Below are 18,450 nucleotides of genomic sequence, written 5' to 3'. Positions count from 1 at the left end.
CGGCCGGCGTTAGGGAGACTGATGCAAACATTGACGACGATGTTGAAATGGGTTGCCTCGGTCAGCGGGGTGATCGCGGCGGCAATGGTCGCGCTTGATTATGGTCGTCGCACCACCGGCTGGGGCTTCGTGATCTTCGTCGGCTCGTCGCTGGCGTGGATCGCCGGCGCGGCGCTGACCAGGGATGGCGCGCTGGGCACCCAGAACGTCGTGTTGCTCGGCATCAACCTGTTCGGCGTCCACCGCTATCTGATCCGCAAGAAGGCCGATGCCTGACTGGAGCTGGCTGGTCGGGCTCGGCCTGCTCGGGCTGGTGATCGGCAGCTTTGTCGCGACGCTGGTGATCCGCTGGCCGGCCGGGCGATCAGTGATTCGCGGCCGGTCCGCCTGCGATGGCTGCGGTCGCGTGCTCAGCGCGTGGGAATTGGTGCCGCTGGCCGCCGGGCTGGTCCGTCGCGGCCGCTGCGCGACCTGTGGTGCTGCGATCGATCCCCGGCATTGGCAGATCGAGATCGGCTGCGCGGCGATCGGCGTGGGAAGCGCGCTGGCCGTGCAGGGATTGCCCGCGCTGGCCGGGGCGGTGTTCGGCTGGCTGCTGGTGGCGCTGGCCGCGCTCGACATCGCCGCCTTCTGGCTGCCAGACCGGCTAACCGCGACGCTGGCGGGGTCGGGGGTTGTTGTCGGACTTGCCGGCATCCCTCCCGACATGACCGACCGCCTGGTCGGCGGCGTTGCCGGATTCGCGATATTGTGGAGCATTGCCGCCGGCTATCGATGGTGGCGCGGGCGTGAGGGACTCGGCGGGGGCGATCCCAAGCTGCTCGGGGCGATCGGCCTGTGGCTCGGCTGGCGCATGCTGCCGTTCGTCCCGTTGCTGGCCAGCCTGGTCGGTCTGGCGGCGGTCGCGGCGGCGATGGCGCGCGGCCGGCGGGTGGCGGCGACCGACGCCATGCCGTTCGGCGCGCTGATGGCGATCGCGGCTTACCCGCTCTGGCTGGTCATGATAGGGCTTGCGCCATGAAGAAGCTTTCGCTGATGCTGCTGTCGGTACTGGCGACGCCGGTGCTGGCGCGCGACAAGCCGCCGCCCGCCCCTGTCGCCAGGCCGCCGGCGGTGAGCGTCGATGGACTGCCGGTGGGTTCGATCCCGCGGCAGAGCCTGCCCGACAAGGGGTGCGCGGCGTTCCTGTGGACGCTGACGCCCAGTCACGCGCTGGTGGCGATGGTCACCGCCGAGCCGGCGCAGCTGCGCATGACGATCGACGGCTCGGTGGCCGATTTTGTGCGCACCGCGCAGGTCGGCGCCGGCGGCTTCGGTTTTTCGCAGACCAGCGAGTTCCGGGGCGGGGATGTTACCGCCACGCTCGACATGACGGTGGCGACGCGCGGCGATCTGGCGGGCGGGGCGGCGGTTCCCGAAGCGACGCTCAGGCTCGATCGTCCCGGCAAGGACACGCTGGTGCTGCCGGTGGCGGGACTGATCGGGTGCTCCTGAGGGCGGGGCGTTGGTCCGCCCGGTGGCGCGGACCCGCCAGGCGCAGCTTGCAGGTCTTGGAAAATGCAGCACAATCTTATAGTGCATCATTGAGTGATGGTGCGTTGCGGTAGAAAAGGGCATGACTTGCGATGCCCGCAAAGGGGTGTCGGCTTGCCGAGGTTGGTGGTTCATTGCTGTACGGCGGCGGCGATCGGTGCGATCTTTCCCGGGTTGTTGGTCGCCCAGTCGACGCCGGCGCCCGGGGCCAGCCCGACCGCGCGACCCACCCCCATCCCCGACGCGCCGCTGGACCGCAGCGTGAAGGTCCGGCCGCTGCCCCCGCCAGACCCCCAGACGCCGATCGTCCCCGATGCCGAGTTCAACGCCGCCCTGCCGCCGCTGTCGGGCGACATCAACGCGCCGCTCGAGCCGATGCCCCCGGCGAGTGCGCCGCAAACGGTGATCGACCAGAACGCGCCGTTCACGCCCCAGGCCGTTCTCGATCCCGAACTGGCCCAGCCGCTGGCCCCGCTCGGCACGTTCAGCACGACGCCCCCCGCCGACATCGCGGATGCCGGGCCGAAGACCGGCGCCGAGATCCGCTACGACACCGTCGTCAACGGGCTTGACGTGCTCGGGCTGACCGGGCGGTTCAACGCGCTGTCGGCGTTGCGCAAGGGCAAGGGCAAGGCGGCCAATTCGGCGCAGGTCAACGCCCGGGCACGCGAGGACGAGGCGCTGGCGATCAAGCTGATGAAGAGCCTGGGCTATTATGACGGCACCGCGGTGTCGACGATCGAGACCGTCGCCAACGACCCCGGCCGCGTCCGCGCGGTCGTCAACGCCGCGCCGGGTCAACTCTACCGCCTGGGCAGTGTCGCGGCGGACAGCGAGCCGGTGGTGCCGGCCACGCTGATCACCGACAATTTGCCGCTGCGCACCGGCGACCCGATCGAGGCCGACCGCATCCAGGGCGCCGAAGCCAATGTCAGCCTGCAACTGCCCGAAAACGGCTATCCGTTCGTCAAGCTGGGCATGCGCGACATCCTGCTCGACGAGAACAGCCTGACCGGCGACTATACGCTGCCGCTCGATCCCGGTCCGCGATCCAGCTTCGGTGCGATCTCGACCGTGGCGTCCGCCGGCGGCAAGCTCGCCTTCGATGTCGATCACGTCCGCGTGCTGCCTCGCTTCGCCACCGGCGAGCTGTACAAGGCCAGCCTGGTCGATGATCTGCGCAAGGCGCTGGTCGCGACGGGGCTGTTCGAAACGGTCAGCGTCGAACCGGTCCGTACCGGCAGACCGGGGCCCGACGGCACCGAGATCGTCGACCTGCTGGTAACCCAGACCGAGGGCAAGACCCGCAGCGTCGCCGGGACCGCCGGCTATTCGACCGGGCAGGGGCTGCGCGCCGACGTCACCTATACCGCCCGCAACGCCTTTCGGCCCGAAGGCGCGCTGATCGTCGGACTGGTCGGCGGCACCCAGGAACAGGGCGCGGCGCTGACCTTCCGCCGGTCGAATGCCGGCAAGCGCGACCGCACCGTGACGCTGACCGCCTCGGCCGATCATGCCAGCTATGACGCCTATAGCGCGTTCACCGGCACCATTGCCGGCCGCATCTCGTACGATTCGACCCCGATCTGGCAAAAGCGCTTTACCTATGGCTATGGCTTCGAACTGACCGGCACCAACGAAAGCGTCTATGACTTCGGTCTCCGCGATCGGCGGCGCGGCACCTATTTCATCGTCGCTTTGCCGCTCCAGGCGGCGTTCGACACGTCCGACAATTTGCTCAACCCGACCAGGGGCTATCGCCTCAAGCTGTCGCTCAGCCCCGAGACGTCGGTGCGCGGCAAGGCCAGCCCCTATGCCCGCGCGCTGATCGAGGGCAGCATCTATTACCCGGTCAGCAACAGCCTGGTGATTGCCGGCCGGGCCCGCGCCGGGTCGATCGTCGGCATCTCCCGCGATGATCTCGCGCCGTCGCGCCGTTATTATGGCGGCGGCGGCGGTTCGGTGCGCGGCTATGGCTATCAGCGGCTCGGCCCGTTCGACCCCGATGGCGATCCGGTCGGCGGGCGCAGCGTCAACGAATTCGCGCTGGAGGCGCGTTACCGCTTCGGTAATTTCGGCATCGTCCCGTTCTTCGACGCGGGCAATTCGTACGAGAGCAGCTATCCCAGATTGAGCGACCTGCGCTACGGCGCCGGCATCGGCGGGCGGCTGTACACCAATTTCGGACCGTTGCGGATCGACGTCGCCACGCCGCTGAACAAGCGCAAGGGCGATTCCAGGATCGCGCTGTACATCTCCATCGGCCAGGCGTTCTGATGGCCGAGGATGTCGCGCCCGCCGAGGAAGTCGTTATCGTCCGTACGCCGTGGTGGCAGCGGGTCGTGCGGGGGCTGGCGATCGCGCTGGCGGCGATCCTGTGGCTGGTGATCCTGCTCTATGTCGTGCTCGATACCGCCCCGGGGCATCGCTTCATCGCCTCGCAGATCGGCAATTACACGACCGAAGGCGGGCTGAACATCCGGGTCGGGCGCATCCGCGGATCCCTCTACGGCAGGATGGAGCTCGCCGACCTGCGCGTCAGCGACCCCCAGGGCGTGTTCCTGACCGCGCCGGTGGCCGAGATCGAGTGGCATCCCTTCGCGTTCATCGGCAACCATGTCGACGTGACGGCGATGCGTGCGCCGCTGGTCACCTTCGTCCGCTCGCCCGCGCTCAAGCCCACGGTCAGCGACCCCAACGCGCCGCTGCTGCCCGACATCGACATCGATATCGGGGGGCTGGTGGTCGACCGGCTGGTGTTGAAGCCGGCGGTCACCGGCCAGTCGCATATCATCAGCCTGGACGGCAGTGCGCACATCGCGGATCGCCGCGCGCAGCTGACGGTCAAGGCCGGCGCGGTGCGCGCGCCCGGCATCGCCGGCGGGGACCGGCTGGCGCTGGTGCTCGATGCGCGGCCCGACGACGACCGGCTGGCGCTCCAGGTCAAGCTGGATGCACCCGCCAACGGCGTCGTCGCCAGCATGAGCGGGGTGGCCGCGCCGTTGGCGCTGCGCATCGGCGGACGGGGCGACTGGAAGCTGTGGCGGGGCAAGGGCCAGGCGATGCTCGGCGGCCAATCGCTCGCCGACCTCGATCTGGGTGCGCAGAACGGGCGGTTCCGTATCCGGGGGCTGACCCATCCGGGCCTGTATATGAAGGGTCCGGTCGAACGGCTGACCGCGCCGGGGCTGGCGGTCGACATCGACGCCATGCTCGACAAGCGGCGCGCCGACACGCGGATGGCCTTCAAGTCCGACGCGCTGGCGGTCGCGGCAAACGGCGCGGTCGATTTCGGCACCAACAAGTTCGGCGGGTTCACCGTCGACGCCCGGCTGCTGACGCCGGGGGCGATACTGCCCAATCTGGCCGGGCGAGACGTCATGGCCCATGTCGTGCTCGACGGGCCGTTCGGCACGCCGACGATCAATTACCAGCTGAGCGCCGCGGCGCTCGCATTCGGGACGACGGGCGCGGAGGGGGTGACCGCTTCCGGTATCGCGGTCATCGACGCCGATCACATCAAGGTACCGATCAAGGCGAGTGCGCGGCGCGTCGTCGGGCTGAACGCGGCGGCCGGCGGGCTGCTGACCAACGTCGCGATCGACGGCGATTTCGCCTATGCCAACGGCAAGTTGCTGTCGGACAATTTGCGGCTGCGCTCCGACCGGATCGACGCGACCGCGATCGTCGTCGCCGACCTGCCGAGCGGGCATTATACCGGCGCGCTGAAGGGCCGGGTCAACGATTATACGATCGACGGCATCGGCATCGTCAACCTCACGACCGACGCGAAGCTGGTGACGATCCCGCCCAGCGGCTTCGGCATCACCGGTCATGTCGTCGCCCGGACGTCCAAGATCTTCAACGCCGGCGCGGCGAGCTTCCTGGGCGGCAACGCGATCGTCTCGACCGATATCGGTTATGACACCAACGGCGTCGCCACGCTCAGCAACCTGAAGGTCGCCTCGCCGCAATTCGCCGTGCTGCGCGGCGCCGGGCGGTACGATCCCCAGGGCGGCATCGTGTTTTCGGCGGATGCTTTCTCGAAGGTCTACGGGCCGCTGACCGCGCGGGTGAACGGCACGGTCACCCAGCCGGTGGTGGTCGTGCGCGCGCCGCGGCCGGGGGTCGGCGTCGGGCTGGTCGACCTGGTGGCGACGATCCGCGGGAAGGGCGAGGCGTATGCCGTGCTGGCCAAGGGGGGGACCGATTACGGACCGTTCGGGGTCGACCTGCTGGTGAAGACCGCGCCGGTTTTGACCATCGACATCCATCGGGGCAGCAGGTTTGCCGGTGTGGGGTTCGACGGCACCGTTCGCGCGACGCCGGCGGGGCCGTTTGCCGGTCGCGTGCAGTTCGCCGGATCGGGCGTGACCGGCACGGCGTTGCTGTCGGCCGAGGGCAAGGCGCAGCGCGCCGATGTCGCCGCCCATGCCTATGCCGCGACGATCCCGGGCATGGTCGATTTCACCATCGGCCGCGCGATCCTGAACGCCAGGGTCGTGCTCTATCCCAGCGGCCCGCGGGTCCTGGCCGATGCCCAGGTCGCCAACCTCCGCTATGGCGCGACGGTGATCCAGGCGGCGCGCGCCAAGGTGGATTACGCCAATGGCGCCGGCCTGGTGCAGGCGCTCGCGACCGGGTCGAGCGGCGTGCCGTTCCGGCTGGCGGCGAACGCGAAGCTTTCGCCCCGGCTATGGCTCGTGGCGTTGCAGGGCCAGGCCAACGGCATCGGCTTTCGCACGCCACAGCCGGCGCGGATCGACCTGGCGGGATCGTCCTATCGGCTGGAGCCGACGCGGATCGATTTCGACAAGGGATCGGCGCGGATCGCGGCGCTCTATGGCAAGGGCACGCAGGTGCAGGCGCGGCTCGACAAGCTCGATCTGTCGGTGGTCGATGCATTGGTTCCGAACCTCGGCCTGGGGGGGACGGCGACCGGCAGCCTGGACTATGCCCAGGCCTCGGCGGCGGCGGTGCCGCGGATCGACGCGCGGCTGCAGGTCGGCAACTTCACCCGCACGACGCTGGCGCTGGTGTCCGAGCCGGTCGACATCGCCTTTATCGGATCGCTCGACGGATCGGGCGGAGAGGCGCGCGCGCTGGTCAAGCGCGGCCCGGCGGCGGTCGGCCGGATGGTCGCTACGGTGCGGCCGCTGGGCGGTGGCGCGGGCTTCGTGCAGCGGCTGCTCAACGCGCCGCTGGGTGGCGGCATCCGCTATAGCGGGCCGGCCGCGACCCTGTTCTCGCTCGGCGGCCTTGCCGGGCAGCAGCTGACCGGCGGCATCGCGGTCGCCGCCGACTTTGCCGGCCAGCTCGGCCAGCCGCGGCTGAACGGCGTGGTTCGCGCCGACAACCTTACCTATGAGAATACCAGCTTCGGCACGCGGTTGACGCAGATGAAGCTTGCCGGCCAGTTTACCAACGACCGTTTCGAGTTGACCGAGCTTCAGGCGCGCGCCGGCGACGGCACGGTGGGCGCGCGCGGCACGGTCGGGCTGGCGGCGAACAGCGGCTTTCCGATCAACCTCCAGGTTCAGCTCAACAATGCGACGCTGGCCAAGAGCGATTCGCTGGGTGCCACCGCGACCGGGCAGATCGCGATCACCAACGGCCCGGACGGCGGCCTGATCAAGGGCAAGCTGGTGATTCCCGACGCGCGCTATGAGGTCGTTTTCCAGGGCCAGGCGGACGTGCCCCAATTGGCCGGCGTGCGACGCAGGGCTGATATCGGACGCGGCGATCCGCAGCGCGGCAAGGTGGCCGCCGCTGCTCCGGCAGGCAATTTCAAGCTCGACCTCGATATCCGCGCAGACAACAAGCTCTATGTGTCGGGCATGGGGCTGGAATCCGAATGGCAGCTGGCAATGCATGTCGGTGGCACCTCGGCCCAGCCCATCGTTTCCGGCCGTGCCGACGTCGTACGCGGCACCTACAGCTTCTCGGGCAAGCGCTTTGACCTTGATCGCGGCACGGTGCGGTTCAACGGCGGTCCTTTGTCGGATCCCGACATCGACATCGCGGCCAGCACCAGCACCAACGGCATCACCGCGCAGATCGTCATCAGCGGCACCGGCCAGCGTCCTCAGATCGCCTTTACCTCGACTCCCGCGCTGCCCCAGGACGAGGTGCTCAGCCGCCTGCTGTTCGGGTCAAGCCCCGAAAACCTGTCCCCGACCGAAGCGATCCAGTTGGCCGCCGCGCTCAATTCGCTGCGCGGCTCGGGCGGCGGGTTGAACCCGCTGGGCAAGCTGCGCTCGGCGACCGGCATCGACCGGCTGCGCATCCTCGGCGCCGACGAGGCAACCGGGCGCGGCACCGCGCTTGCCGCCGGACAGTATATCACCAAGAACATCTACGTCGAAATCATCACCGACTCGCGCGGCTTCACCGCCACCCAGCTCGACATCGCGCTGTCGAAGAGCCTGAGCCTGTTGTCGCAGACCGGGTCCTTCGGCGGGTCGGGGGCGAGCATCAAATATCAGAAGAATTTCTGAACAGGTAGCTGCTACGCGATCCGCAGCAGCGTCACTTGGGCCTTGCCATAAGTCTTCTCTGCGTCGGCAGTGAAGCCTGCGACCTCCACCTTTTCGCCGCGGGCGGTCTCAATGCTGATCCACGTCGCGGGGCCGGTCCAGCCGAGGCGCGCCAGGCGATCGAGCGCCACCGCGCCGGCGCTCGTGCCGTAGGGCGGGTCAATCAGGATCAGGTCGAGGGGGGCGGCGGCGGCGCCCAGCGCCAACACCGATTGCGCGCGCACGTCGCCAGTGGCGCCCAATCTCCCAAGGTTCGCGCGCAGCGCATAGAGCGCGGCCCTGTCGTGCTCGACGAAAAGACAGGACGCCGCGCCGCGCGACAGCGCCTCGATCCCCAGCGCGCCCGATCCGGCGAAGAGGTCGGCGACCGCCAGCCCCTCAAAGCTGACGAGACGGCTGGCCAGCATCGAGAACAGCGCCTCGCGCGTGCGATCGGCGGTGGGGCGCGTGACGTCTCCCTTGGGTGCCACGAGCGGTCGCCCGCGCCACCGGCCGGCGATGACACGCATTATCTGCGCGGGCGCGGCGGCCGCGCCCCGGGCTTGCCGGCCGGGCGGGCGCCAGGGGGACGCGCCGGGCTCGCCGCATCGCCGCTGGCGCCGCGACGCGCGTCGCGCGCCGCCTTGGTCGGCACCGCGACGCTGCCGTCGGCGCGCCGGCGGAGCGGGCGACCGCTTTGGGCCTGGCCTGAGGAGGGGGCTGCCTTGGGCTTGCCCCGGCCGCCGGCAGGTCCCTTTGCCGGACGTTCGATGGTTGCGCGCGGGATGCGCGGCTTGACCGGCGCCGCGCGCGAGGCCGACCGCTCCGGTTCGCGCCGTGCCACCACCGGCCGGACCGCCGTATCGCGGACGCGCGCCGGCTGGGGCAGATCGAGCCGATCGGGGTTCTTCGCGAACGAGGCGACGTCATGCGCGCGCACCTCGCCGACCGCGCCCGGCCGCAGATCGCCGAGCACGAACGGGCCATAGCGCGTGCGGATCAGCCGGCTGACCTTCAGCCCGAGATGCTCGAGCACGCGCCGTACCTCGCGGTTCTTGCCCTCCTTCAGGACCAGTTCGATCCACACATTGGCGCCGGTGCGCCGTTCCAGATTGGCGTCGATCGCGCCATAGCGCACGCCCTCGATCTCGACGCCCTCGATCAGGTCCTCCAGCTGGGCCTGCGTCACCGCGCCATAAGCACGCGCGCGATAGGCCCGCTCGACTCCGGTCGCCGGCAGTTCGAGCTGACGCTTGAGCCCGCCATCGTTGGTCAGCAGCAGCAGCCCCTCGGTATTGAGGTCAAGCCGTCCCACCGGCACGACCCGCGGCAAATCGGGCGGCAGGCGATCATAGATGGTCAGCCGCCCGCCCGGATCGCGCTCGGTGACCAAGAGGCCGACGGGCTTGTGATAGAGGAACAGCCGCGCCGCGCTCGGCTCCTCGACCGCCACGCCGTCGACCGTCACCCCGGCGAGCGAGGCGAGCAACGTCGCCGGCGTGTTGATCGCCGCGCCGTTCAGCGCGACGCGGCCGTCGGCGATCATCCGCTCGACCTCGCGGCGCGAGGCGATCCCGGCGCGGGCGAGCAACTTGGCGATGCGGTGGAGCAATGGTTGGGACATGGATCGATCGATAGTATGATCGCGCCGCGCGGCAAAATAATTGCGACGCAAACGTGGTTCCCGGCGTTAAGGGACGCACGCGTAACCAGATCGGCATCAGGCGGCCGGTCCAGTAATGGGGCGGACAGGACAGTGTTCGGACGACGCAAGAGGCTGATCACGCGGCTGCTCATCGCCGAGGACGAGCCGCTGGTCGCGTTCGACAACGAACACCATCTTGCCGACGAAGGGTATCGGATCGTCGCCACCGTCGATCGCGTCGCCGACGCGCTGTCGGTGATCGGCGACGGTGCGGAGATCGACCTGGTCTTGGCCGACATCAGCCTGGCCGACGGCAGCGGCATCGACATCGCCCGCGCGGCCCATGCCCGCGGCATCGCGGTGGTGTTCGTGACCGGCGACTGCTCCGCCGAGGGGCGGCCGTTCGCCATGGGGTGCCTGGCCAAGCCGTACAGCCCGCGCGATCTGGTCGCGGCGATCGCCGCGGTCGACGGCGCGATGCAGGGGGCCGCGCGGCCGCGCCGGCTGCCCGCTGGCTTTACGCTGTTCGACGACGCCGGCTGAACGCTTGCCCGGCCGGGCCGGCAGCGGCTATCTGCCGCCGCATGACCGAAATTCTCAGCACCGCCGCCCCGTCGTCCTACCGCATCCGCGGCGCCACCGGCGAGTGGGAGGTGATCATCGGGCTGGAGGTCCACGCCCAGGTAACCAGCCGGGCCAAGCTGTTCTCCGGCGCCGCGACCGCATTCGGCGCAGAGCCCAACAGCCAGGTGAGCCTGGTCGACGCGGCGATGCCGGGCATGTTGCCGGTGCCCAACGGCGAATGCATCCGCCAGGCAGTGCGCACCGGGATGGCGATCGGCGCGCGGATCAACAAATGGTCGCGGTTCGATCGCAAGAACTATTTCTACGCCGATCTGCCGCAGGGCTATCAGATCAGCCAGCTCTATCATCCGCTGGTCGGCGAGGGCGCGATCGAGATCGCGCTGGAGGGCGAGGCCGAACCGACCAAGGTGATCGGCGTCGAGCGCATCCATGTCGAGCAGGATGCCGGCAAGCTGATGCACGACCAGCATCCGACGCGGTCCTATGTCGACCTCAACCGATCGGGCGTCGCGCTGATGGAGATCGTCAGCAAGCCCGACATGCGTTCCCCTGCCCAAGCAGGGGCTTATCTGAGGAAGCTGCGTGCGATCCTACGCTATGTCGGATCGTGCGACGGCAATATGGAGGAAGGGTCGATGCGCGCCGACGTCAACGTCAGCGTGCGCCGGCCCGGCGGCGAGTTCGGCACGCGGACCGAGACCAAGAACGTCAATTCGGTGCGCTTCGTGATGGCCGCGATCGAGCATGAGGCGGCGCGCCAGGTCGAGACGCTGGAGAACGGCGGCAGGATCGCCCAGGAAACCCGCCTGTTCGATCCCGACAGCGGCACCACGCGGTCGATGCGATCGAAGGAGGACGCGCACGATTACCGGTACTTCCCCGATCCCGATCTGTTGCCGCTCGAACTCGCCGACGGATTCCTGGACGAATGCCGCGCCAGCCTTCCCGAGCTGCCCGACGCCAAGCGCGCGCGGTACGAGGAGCTGGGCATCAGCGCCTATGCCGCCAACGTCCTGACCGCCGAGGTCGAGGCGGCGCGCTGGTTCGATACCTTGCTGGCGGCGGGAGCCAAGCCGGTCGCGGCGGCGAACTGGACGACGTCGGAATTGTTCGGCGCGCTCAATCGGCTCGGCAAGGGCATCGAGGAATCGCCAGTCGCCCCCAGCCAGGCCGCCGAGCTGCTCGCTTTGGTCGCCGACGGCACGCTGTCGGGCAGTCTCGCCAAGCAGGTGTTCGAGGTAATGCTTGAAACCGGCGACGCGCCCGGCGCGATCGTCGCGGCGCGCGGTCTCAAGCAGACCAGCGATACGGCGGCGATCGAGGCGGTGATCGCGGAAATGCTCACGAAGAACCCTGCCCAGCTCGCCCAATATCGTGGCGGCAAGGAGGCTCTGTTCGGCTTCTTTGTCGGCCAGACGATGAAGGCGATGGCGGGCAAGGCCAACCCGGCGGTGGTCAACGACCTGCTGAAGAAGGCGCTGGGCGAATGACGCGGGGGTTGTTGCTGTCGCTGGCACTGGCCCTGTTTGCGCCGCTCGCGATCGCGCAGACCGCGCCGACGCCGGTTGTGACCCCGAGCCCCTTGCTCCCGCGCGTCGCGATCGAGACCAGCGTCGGACGGATCGTCGTCGAGATCGAGACCGGACGCGCGCCGGTCACCGCCGCCAACTTCCTCAAATATGTCGACCAGAAACGGCTCGACGGCATTACCTTCTACCGCACGGTCAAGGTGGCGGACCATTTCGGCTTCGTCCAGTTCGGGGTGAACGGCGACGCCCGCCGCGTACTGCCGCCGATCAGGCACGAGGCGACGACGGCTACCGGCATCAGGCATCTCGATGGCGTGCTGTCGATGCCGCGGCGCGAGCCGGGCACGGCGCAGGGCGAGTTCACGATCATGGTCGGCGACCAGCCGTCGATGGACGCAGACCCGACCAGGCCCGGCGACACTCTCGGCTATGCCGCGTTCGGCCGCGTCGTCGAGGGCATGGACGTGGTACTGAAGATCTTCGACGCCGCCGTTTCGCCGACCGCGACGATCCGCGGCGGGTTCAGGGGCGAGGTGCCCGCCGCCCCGGTCAAGCTGCTGACCGCGCGGCGAGTGAAATAATGGGAGCAGGACGAGGTTTACTTAGGTTCTGCCTTTGCCTTGCGAGCAAATTCGGCAAATCGGCCTTAAAACGTCTAGAAGTTCGTCATTTGCCGCCTTTATTACGGCGGGATCGTCCCCCTTTGCCGGGAACAGCTTCAGACCATTACCACGCCAATTCTTATAGATTGCCGGTTTGTCTCGGGCTGATCCAAATTTCCGCAAGATGAAAAGAGTTTTTAGTGATCGACCATAGATGGGTGATTTCTGGTAGAACAGATCGGCGACAATCAATTCGGCATAGCAGGATGAGGCAGAGTCCGACCGGCGGGTCGAGACCTTGTTCAGTGTCTTACGGTCAAGCGGCTCACTGTGGAGGACGATCTTGCTGGGCGTGATCCCTAAAAGTGCGCTCAGGTCGAGCGCGCCGAGGGCTTTGGCTTGGGCATCGCTATCGAGTGCCGATCCTAGCGCCGTTACGCGCGCCTTGTCGCCCTTGGCGTGGCCAGACATGTCCGCGAGTGCGCCAAGCATGCCCCTACCGGACAACCATCCTGAAGTCTGCGCGGTAAAGCGAGCGGCGGGCCAGACGTGAATTTCGCAGTCTCCGATTTGCACTGGTGCACCGGCCGAATTAGGCGTCTGTGGAGCTGTGTTCGCATCCTGAGCCAGAGCTTGTCCACAGACCGTAAGTAAACCAACCAACAGCCCACCGAGCCGAAAAACTTCGCCGATCATAAACACCCCCAATGCCGGCCTTCCCAGACTGATTGGGCAACTATTATACTGAAATAGATTAATCCAGCGGGTTGGCGAAGCCGGGGCGGACCTCGCCTGGCGAGGGTATGTCGACATCCGTTCCCGGCGGACCCACTTCGGGCGGCGGCGCGGCGGGCTGAATCGGCGGGCTTGGCTGAGGCGGCATTTCGGGCGGGGGCTGGGTGGCCATCATCGTTCTCCTCGCTGTCATGAACGCTTCGGCGAAGACGAGGTTGCTCGCGGCGGGTTACCCTACATCTCCGATCGTTTGTCGGGTTGCCCCGACGGGGACACTTCGCTAGACGCGCTCGCGCACCGGCGGTGTCCCAAGCGGGCGTGGCGGAACTGGTAGACGCAGCAGGTTTAGGTCCTGCCATCGCAAGATGTGGGGGTTCGAGTCCCTTCGCCCGCACCAGTTGCGAAGACTGGAAAATGTCCGGGGGACATTTTTCGGCTTCGCAACTCCCGAGCGTCAGCGAAGGGGTCGCCCCTCTAAAACACGAGATTGAAGAGAGCTATGCAGACTGTCGAGACGTTGAACGAGGGCCTGAAGCGCGGTTACACGCTGACGATCACTGCCGGGGAGATAGACGCCAGGGTCGATGCCGAGGTCAAGCGGGTCGCCCCGCAGGTGCGGATGCCCGGCTTTCGCCCCGGCAAGGTGCCCGCCAATCTGGTGCGCAAGATGCACGGCGAGGCGATTGCCGCCGACGCGCTCAACAGCTCGATCCAGGACGGCGTTCAGCAGCTGATCGCCGACCAGAAATTGCGTCCGGCGGCCCAGCCTTCGGTCAGCCTTGAGGACGGCTATGATCGCGGCCGGGACGCCGCGGTCAAGGTCGAGATGGAAGTGCTGCCCGACGTGCCCCCGCCGGCGATCGACGATATCAAGCTCGAACGGCTGACGGTGCTCGTCGACGATGCCGCGATCGATGCGCAGCTGCGCAAGTTCGCGGACCAGCAGAAGAACTGGGAGGATGCCGGGGATGACCGGGCGGCGGTGCTCGGGGATCTGGTCACGGTCGATTTCGTCGGCAGGACCGCCGACGGCGTCGCGTTCGAGGGCGGCACCGGCGAGGACATGGCGATCGAACTGGGATCGGGCCGGCTGATCCCTGGTTTCGAGGACCAGGTGGTCGGCGTCAGGACCGGCGACGAAAAGCAGATCGCGGTGACTTTTCCCGAGGATTATGCGGCCAAGGACCTGGCGGGAAAGCCGGCGACATTCGACCTGATCGTCAAGTCGGTCAAGACGGCCGGCGAGACGAGGATCGACGATGCGCTCGCCAAGTCGCTGGGGCTGAATGACCTCGACCAGCTGCGCGGGCTGATCAAGGGGCAGATCGAGCAGGAGCTGAACGGCCTGACGCGCACGCACATGAAGCGCAAGCTGCTCGACCGGCTTGCCGCGGGGCATGACTTTCCAGTGCCGCCGTCGATGGTGGATGCCGAGTTCGACCAAATCTGGGAGCAGCTCAAGCACGAGACCACGCATGAGGCCGATCCGGCGGCGGCGCTGGCCGAGATGGAGAGCGAGCGCGACGATTATCGCGCGATTGCCGAGCGTCGCGTGCGGCTGGGCCTGCTGCTGTCCGAAATCGGCCAGGCCAATGGTGTCGAGGTGACGCAAGCGGAGATGAACCGCCTGATCGCCCAGGCCGCGCAGCAATACCGCGCCGAGGATCAGCAGCGTTTCATGCAATATCTCCAGCAGGAACCGATGGCCGCCGCCCAATTGCGCGCGCCGCTATATGAGGACAAGGTCGTCGACTGGCTGTTTGGCACCGCCGAGGTCACCGACCGCGAAGTAACGCGCGCGGAGCTTGAAGCGGCAATCGAATCCGAGGATGGCTTTGCCAGCGGCACGCATCTTCACAATCATGACCACGACCATGACCATCATGACCATGACCATCATGACCATGGCGACCATGATCATGACGCCAGGCCGGTAACCGACGCGGATGTCGCGCCCCCCGCCTCCGGCGACGCGCTGGTCGAGGCCGAGCCGGTGAAGAAGGCGGCGACGAAGAAGGCGCCCGCGAAGAAGGCCGCGGCCGACCAGGCCGATGCCGATCCCGCCACGACGCCCGCGGCAAAGCCCGCCGCAAAGAAAGTGAAGAAGAGCGAGGCGTGATCCGCTAGCCCGGGAGCGGGGTCCCGGGGTTGGACGCCAGGCGCGAATGGCAGGGGGGGTAGATGGTGACCGAACCACGCATTGCGGTCCTGCTGCCCTGTTATAACGAGGAAGCCGCTGTCGCGCAGACGGTGGCGGGCTTCGTCGCCGCGCTGCCGGGCGCGACCGTCTATGTCTATGACAATAACAGCGCCGATGCCACGGTAGCGGTCGCGCGCGCGACCGGCGCGATCGTCCGCAGCGAACGGATGCAGGGCAAGGGCAATGTCGTGCGCCGCATGTTCACCGATGTCGACGCCGACATCTATGTCATGGCCGACGGCGACGCGACCTACGACGCCACCGCCGCCCCCGATATGGTCCGCCTGATGATCGACGAGCAGCTCGACATGGTCGTCGGCAGTCGCGTGACGCAGGCCGATGCGGCTTACCGCCGCGGGCATGTGATGGGCAACCGGCTGCTCACCGGCATGCTCGCGCGGCTGTTCGGGCGCAGCTTCAGCGACATATTATCTGGATACCGCGTCTTTTCCCGCCGGTTCGTCAAGAGTTTCCCGGTGCTGTCGGGCGGGTTCGAGATCGAAACCGAGATCAGCGTCCATGCCCTCGAACTGCGCATGCCGGTGGGCGAGGTCGAGACGCGGTATTTCGCGCGGCTTGAAGGCTCGGCGTCGAAGCTGAGCACCTATTCGGACGGCTTTCGCATCGTCGGCACGATCGTTACGCTCTACCGCATCGAACGCCCGCTGCTGTTCTTCGGCGGGATCGGGGGGCTGTTGGCGCTGGCCGCGATCGTGCTCGGTGCGCCGCTGGCGGTCACCTACATGCATACCCATCTGGTCCCGCGGCTGCCGACGGCGGTGCTGGCGACCGGGCTGATCATCCTGGCCGCCTTGTGCGCGTTTGCCGGGCTGATCCTGGATACCGTCGTGCGCGGACGGCGCGAGGTGCGCAGGCTGGCCTATTTGTCGCATGCCGCGCCGGGCGGGGATCAACCATAGCCGGCGATTACGCACGCCGGCCGCGCCGTTCACCATCCGGTCCCCCTTGCGCCTCGCCGGGGGGGCGCCGATGTAGGGTGTCGCAAGGGCATAAGGACCAAGAGACTTCCCATGAACAATCCGTTCGAAACCGGCCAGTTCGCCCCTCCGGGCTTTCGCGTCGATCCCGTCACCGGCGGCCTTGTGCCGATCGTTATCGAGCAGTCCAATCGCGGCGAGCGCAGCTTCGACATCTATTCGCGGCTGCTGCGCGAACGGATCATCTTCGTCGTCGGACCCGTCGAGGACCATATGGCGTCGCTGATCACCGCTCAGCTCTTGTTTCTCGAATCGGAGAACCCGAAGAAGGACGTGTTCATGTACATCAACTCGCCGGGCGGCGTCGTGACGGCGGGCATGGCGATCCATGACACGATGCAATATATCCGCCCCCGGGTCGGCACGGTGTGTATCGGCCAGGCGGCGTCGATGGGCAGCTTCCTGCTCGCCGCCGGCGAGCCGGGCATGCGCGTCGCCTTGACCAACGCGCGGATCATGATCCACCAGCCGTCGGGCGGCGCCCAGGGCATGGCCAGCGACATCGAGATCCAGGCCAAGGAAATCCTGCGCATCCGTGCGCGGATGAATACGCTCTACGCGCATTATACCGGCCAGCCGCTCGAGGTGATCGAGAAGTCGATGGACCGGGACAATTTCCTGGAAGCCGATGAAGCCAAGAAGTTCGGGCTGGTCGACGAGGTGTTCGACAAGCGCCCAGCCCCCGCCGACGAGGCGAAGGCGGCGTGAGGCCGGCGACCATGCGAACGTCGTGAACGCGGTATTTTGACGATTGTGATATGGAATGGCGTCGGTCTAACATGACCGACGCTGAAACATGCGCCGATGACCGGCGCCAAGGATGGTATCGATGACTAAGCTCAGCGGCGGCGATTCGAAGAGCACGCTCTATTGCTCGTTCTGCGGCAAGTCGCAGCATGAGGTGCGCAAGCTGATCGCGGGGCCGACCGTCTTCATCTGCGACGAATGCGTCGAGCTGTGCAACGACATCATCCGCGAGGAGACGAAGTCGGCGCTGGTCAGCAAGAAGGATGGCGGGGTCCCGACACCGCAGGAAATCTGCGACGTGCTGGACGATTACGTGATCGGCCAGAAGCGTGCCAAGCGGGTCCTGTCGGTGGCGGTGCACAACCATTACAAACGGCTCAATCACGGCACCAAGGGTGCCGATGTCGAGCTGTCCAAGTCCAATATTCTCCTGGTCGGCCCGACCGGCTGCGGCAAGACGCTGCTCGCCCAGACCCTTGCCAGAATCCTCGACGTGCCCTTCACCATGGCCGATGCGACGACGCTGACCGAGGCGGGCTATGTCGGCGAGGATGTCGAGAACATCATCCTCAAGCTGCTCCAGGCGTCGGACTACAACGTCGAGCGGGCGCAGCGCGGGATCGTCTATATCGACGAGATCGACAAGATCAGCCGCAAGGCCGAGAATCCCTCGATCACCCGCGACGTGTCGGGCGAGGGCGTCCAGCAGGCGCTGCTCAAGCTGATGGAAGGCACCACCGCATCGGTCCCCCCCCAGGGCGGGCGCAAGCATCCGCAGCAGGAATTCCTCCAGGTCGACACGACCAACATCCTGTTCATCTGCGGCGGCGCGTTTTCGGGGCTCGAAAAGATCATCGGCGACCGGCTGCAGGGCAAGTCGATCGGCTTCGGCGCCTATGTCGCCGCACCCGAGGAGCGCCGCACCGGCGAGACGCTGAAGGCGGTCGAGCCCGAGGACCTGCTCAAGTTCGGGCTGATTCCCGAGTTCGTCGGCCGCCTGCCGGTGATCGCGACGCTCGAGGATCTCGACACCGATGCCTTGGTCAAGATCCTGTCCGAGCCGAAGAACGCGCTGGTCAAGCAATACCAGAAGCTGTTCGAGATGGAGGCGGTCAAGCTGGGCTTCACCGACGATGCGCTGGTGACCGTTGCCAGGAAGGCGATCGACCGCAAGACCGGCGCGCGCGGGCTGCGCTCGATCCTGGAGGGCATATTGCTCGACACGATGTTCGACCTGCCGGCGATGGACGGCGTGGACGAGGTGATGGTCGATCGCGATGTGGTGGAGGGCCGCAAGGAACCCGTCCGGGTCTACACCAAGAAGGAAAAGAGCGGCGCCGCCTGATCGCTTCGTCAACCAA

General features: G+C 67.3%; 16 protein-coding genes and 1 tRNA gene. 13 read left to right on the top strand and 4 right to left on the bottom strand.

Annotated elements, in window-relative coordinates; translation table 11 throughout:
- Positions 1-21: 21 nt before the first annotated feature.
- The 5 genes from ACFE7K_RS03610 (at position 22) to ACFE7K_RS03590 (ending at position 8,030) form a co-directional block, all read left to right on the top strand.
- The gene (locus tag ACFE7K_RS03610) at positions 22-276 is read left to right on the top strand and encodes a hypothetical protein (RefSeq protein WP_375396795.1); all 255 of its coding nucleotides are present in this window, start codon (positions 22-24) and stop codon (positions 274-276) included.
- Positions 269-1,021: a prepilin peptidase gene (locus tag ACFE7K_RS03605; protein ID WP_375396794.1), complete on the top strand. Its 753-nt coding sequence runs from the start codon at positions 269-271 to the stop codon at positions 1,019-1,021. Before ACFE7K_RS03610 ends, ACFE7K_RS03605 begins: the two co-directional genes overlap by 8 nt.
- Positions 1,018-1,494 (top strand): hypothetical protein, encoded by a 477-nt coding sequence (locus ACFE7K_RS03600; protein ID WP_375396793.1) that lies wholly within the window; start codon positions 1,018-1,020, stop codon positions 1,492-1,494. The genes ACFE7K_RS03605 and ACFE7K_RS03600 overlap by 4 nt, the downstream gene beginning before the upstream one ends.
- 273 nt (positions 1,495-1,767) lie before the next feature.
- Positions 1,768-3,810 (top strand): autotransporter assembly complex family protein, encoded by a 2,043-nt coding sequence (locus tag ACFE7K_RS03595; RefSeq protein ID WP_375396878.1) that lies wholly within the window; start codon positions 1,768-1,770, stop codon positions 3,808-3,810.
- Complete coding sequence (locus ACFE7K_RS03590; RefSeq protein ID WP_375396792.1) at positions 3,810-8,030, top strand: translocation/assembly module TamB domain-containing protein; 4,221 nt, start codon at positions 3,810-3,812, stop codon at positions 8,028-8,030. Before ACFE7K_RS03595 ends, ACFE7K_RS03590 begins: the two co-directional genes overlap by 1 nt.
- Before the next feature lie 11 nt (positions 8,031-8,041).
- Here the strand turns inward: ACFE7K_RS03590 and rsmD are convergent, their stop codons facing one another.
- Both rsmD and ACFE7K_RS03580 read right to left on the bottom strand, forming a co-directional pair.
- Positions 8,042-8,578: a 16S rRNA (guanine(966)-N(2))-methyltransferase RsmD gene (gene rsmD / locus ACFE7K_RS03585; RefSeq protein ID WP_375396791.1), complete on the bottom strand. Its 537-nt coding sequence runs from the start codon at positions 8,576-8,578 to the stop codon at positions 8,042-8,044.
- Positions 8,578-9,672 (bottom strand): pseudouridine synthase, encoded by a 1,095-nt coding sequence (locus ACFE7K_RS03580; RefSeq protein ID WP_375396790.1) that lies wholly within the window; start codon positions 9,670-9,672, stop codon positions 8,578-8,580. Before ACFE7K_RS03580 ends, rsmD begins: the two co-directional genes overlap by 1 nt.
- 132 nt (positions 9,673-9,804) lie before the next feature.
- Here ACFE7K_RS03580 and ACFE7K_RS03575 point away from each other — a divergent pair, with 132 nt between their 5' ends.
- The 3 genes from ACFE7K_RS03575 to ACFE7K_RS03565 are packed head-to-tail and all read left to right on the top strand — an operon-like array spanning position 9,805 to position 12,388.
- Positions 9,805-10,236, top strand: a complete 432-nt coding sequence (locus tag ACFE7K_RS03575) for a response regulator (protein ID WP_375396789.1) — start codon at positions 9,805-9,807, stop codon at positions 10,234-10,236.
- A gap of 41 nt (positions 10,237-10,277) precedes the next feature.
- On the top strand, positions 10,278-11,768 hold the full coding sequence (gatB, locus tag ACFE7K_RS03570; protein ID WP_375396788.1) for an Asp-tRNA(Asn)/Glu-tRNA(Gln) amidotransferase subunit GatB: 1,491 nt from the start codon (positions 10,278-10,280) through the stop codon (positions 11,766-11,768).
- Positions 11,765-12,388, top strand: a complete 624-nt coding sequence (locus tag ACFE7K_RS03565) for a peptidylprolyl isomerase (protein ID WP_375396787.1) — start codon at positions 11,765-11,767, stop codon at positions 12,386-12,388. The genes gatB and ACFE7K_RS03565 overlap by 4 nt, the downstream gene beginning before the upstream one ends.
- 21 nt (positions 12,389-12,409) lie before the next feature.
- Here ACFE7K_RS03565 and ACFE7K_RS03560 read toward each other — a convergent pair whose 3' ends face one another.
- Entirely contained in the window at positions 12,410-13,111 is a 702-nt protein-coding gene (locus tag ACFE7K_RS03560) for a hypothetical protein (RefSeq protein WP_375396786.1), read from the bottom strand.
- A 52-nt stretch (positions 13,112-13,163) separates the two neighbouring features.
- Complete coding sequence (locus ACFE7K_RS03555; protein ID WP_375396785.1) at positions 13,164-13,316, bottom strand: hypothetical protein; 153 nt, start codon at positions 13,314-13,316, stop codon at positions 13,164-13,166.
- 140 nt (positions 13,317-13,456) lie between these two features.
- Between ACFE7K_RS03555 and ACFE7K_RS03550 the strand changes: the two genes are divergently transcribed.
- The 5 genes from ACFE7K_RS03550 to clpX all read left to right on the top strand — a co-directional run bounded on the left by ACFE7K_RS03550 (position 13,457) and on the right by clpX (position 18,434).
- Positions 13,457-13,541 (top strand) — tRNA-Leu (locus ACFE7K_RS03550).
- A gap of 102 nt (positions 13,542-13,643) precedes the next feature.
- A complete protein-coding gene (gene tig / locus ACFE7K_RS03545; protein ID WP_375396784.1) occupies positions 13,644-15,263 on the top strand; it encodes a trigger factor in 1,620 nt (539 codons plus the stop codon).
- Between the two features lie 62 nt (positions 15,264-15,325).
- Positions 15,326-16,264 carry a glycosyltransferase family 2 protein gene (locus ACFE7K_RS03540; RefSeq protein ID WP_375396783.1) on the top strand — a complete coding sequence of 313 codons (939 nt, stop codon included), beginning with the start codon at positions 15,326-15,328 and terminating at the stop codon, positions 16,262-16,264.
- A gap of 111 nt (positions 16,265-16,375) precedes the next feature.
- On the top strand, positions 16,376-17,050 hold the full coding sequence (locus ACFE7K_RS03535; protein WP_375396782.1) for an ATP-dependent Clp protease proteolytic subunit: 675 nt from the start codon (positions 16,376-16,378) through the stop codon (positions 17,048-17,050).
- Positions 17,051-17,171: 121 nt separating this feature from the next.
- Positions 17,172-18,434, top strand: a complete 1,263-nt coding sequence (gene clpX / locus ACFE7K_RS03530; protein WP_375396781.1) for an ATP-dependent Clp protease ATP-binding subunit ClpX — start codon at positions 17,172-17,174, stop codon at positions 18,432-18,434.
- Positions 18,435-18,450 lie beyond the last annotated feature (16 nt).

Source organism: uncultured Sphingomonas sp. (genome assembly GCF_964244265.1).
Taxonomy (GTDB): domain Bacteria; phylum Pseudomonadota; class Alphaproteobacteria; order Sphingomonadales; family Sphingomonadaceae; genus Sphingomonas.
Note: the sequence above shows the minus strand (reverse complement) of the source record. Positions and strands in the feature narration are given on the sequence as shown.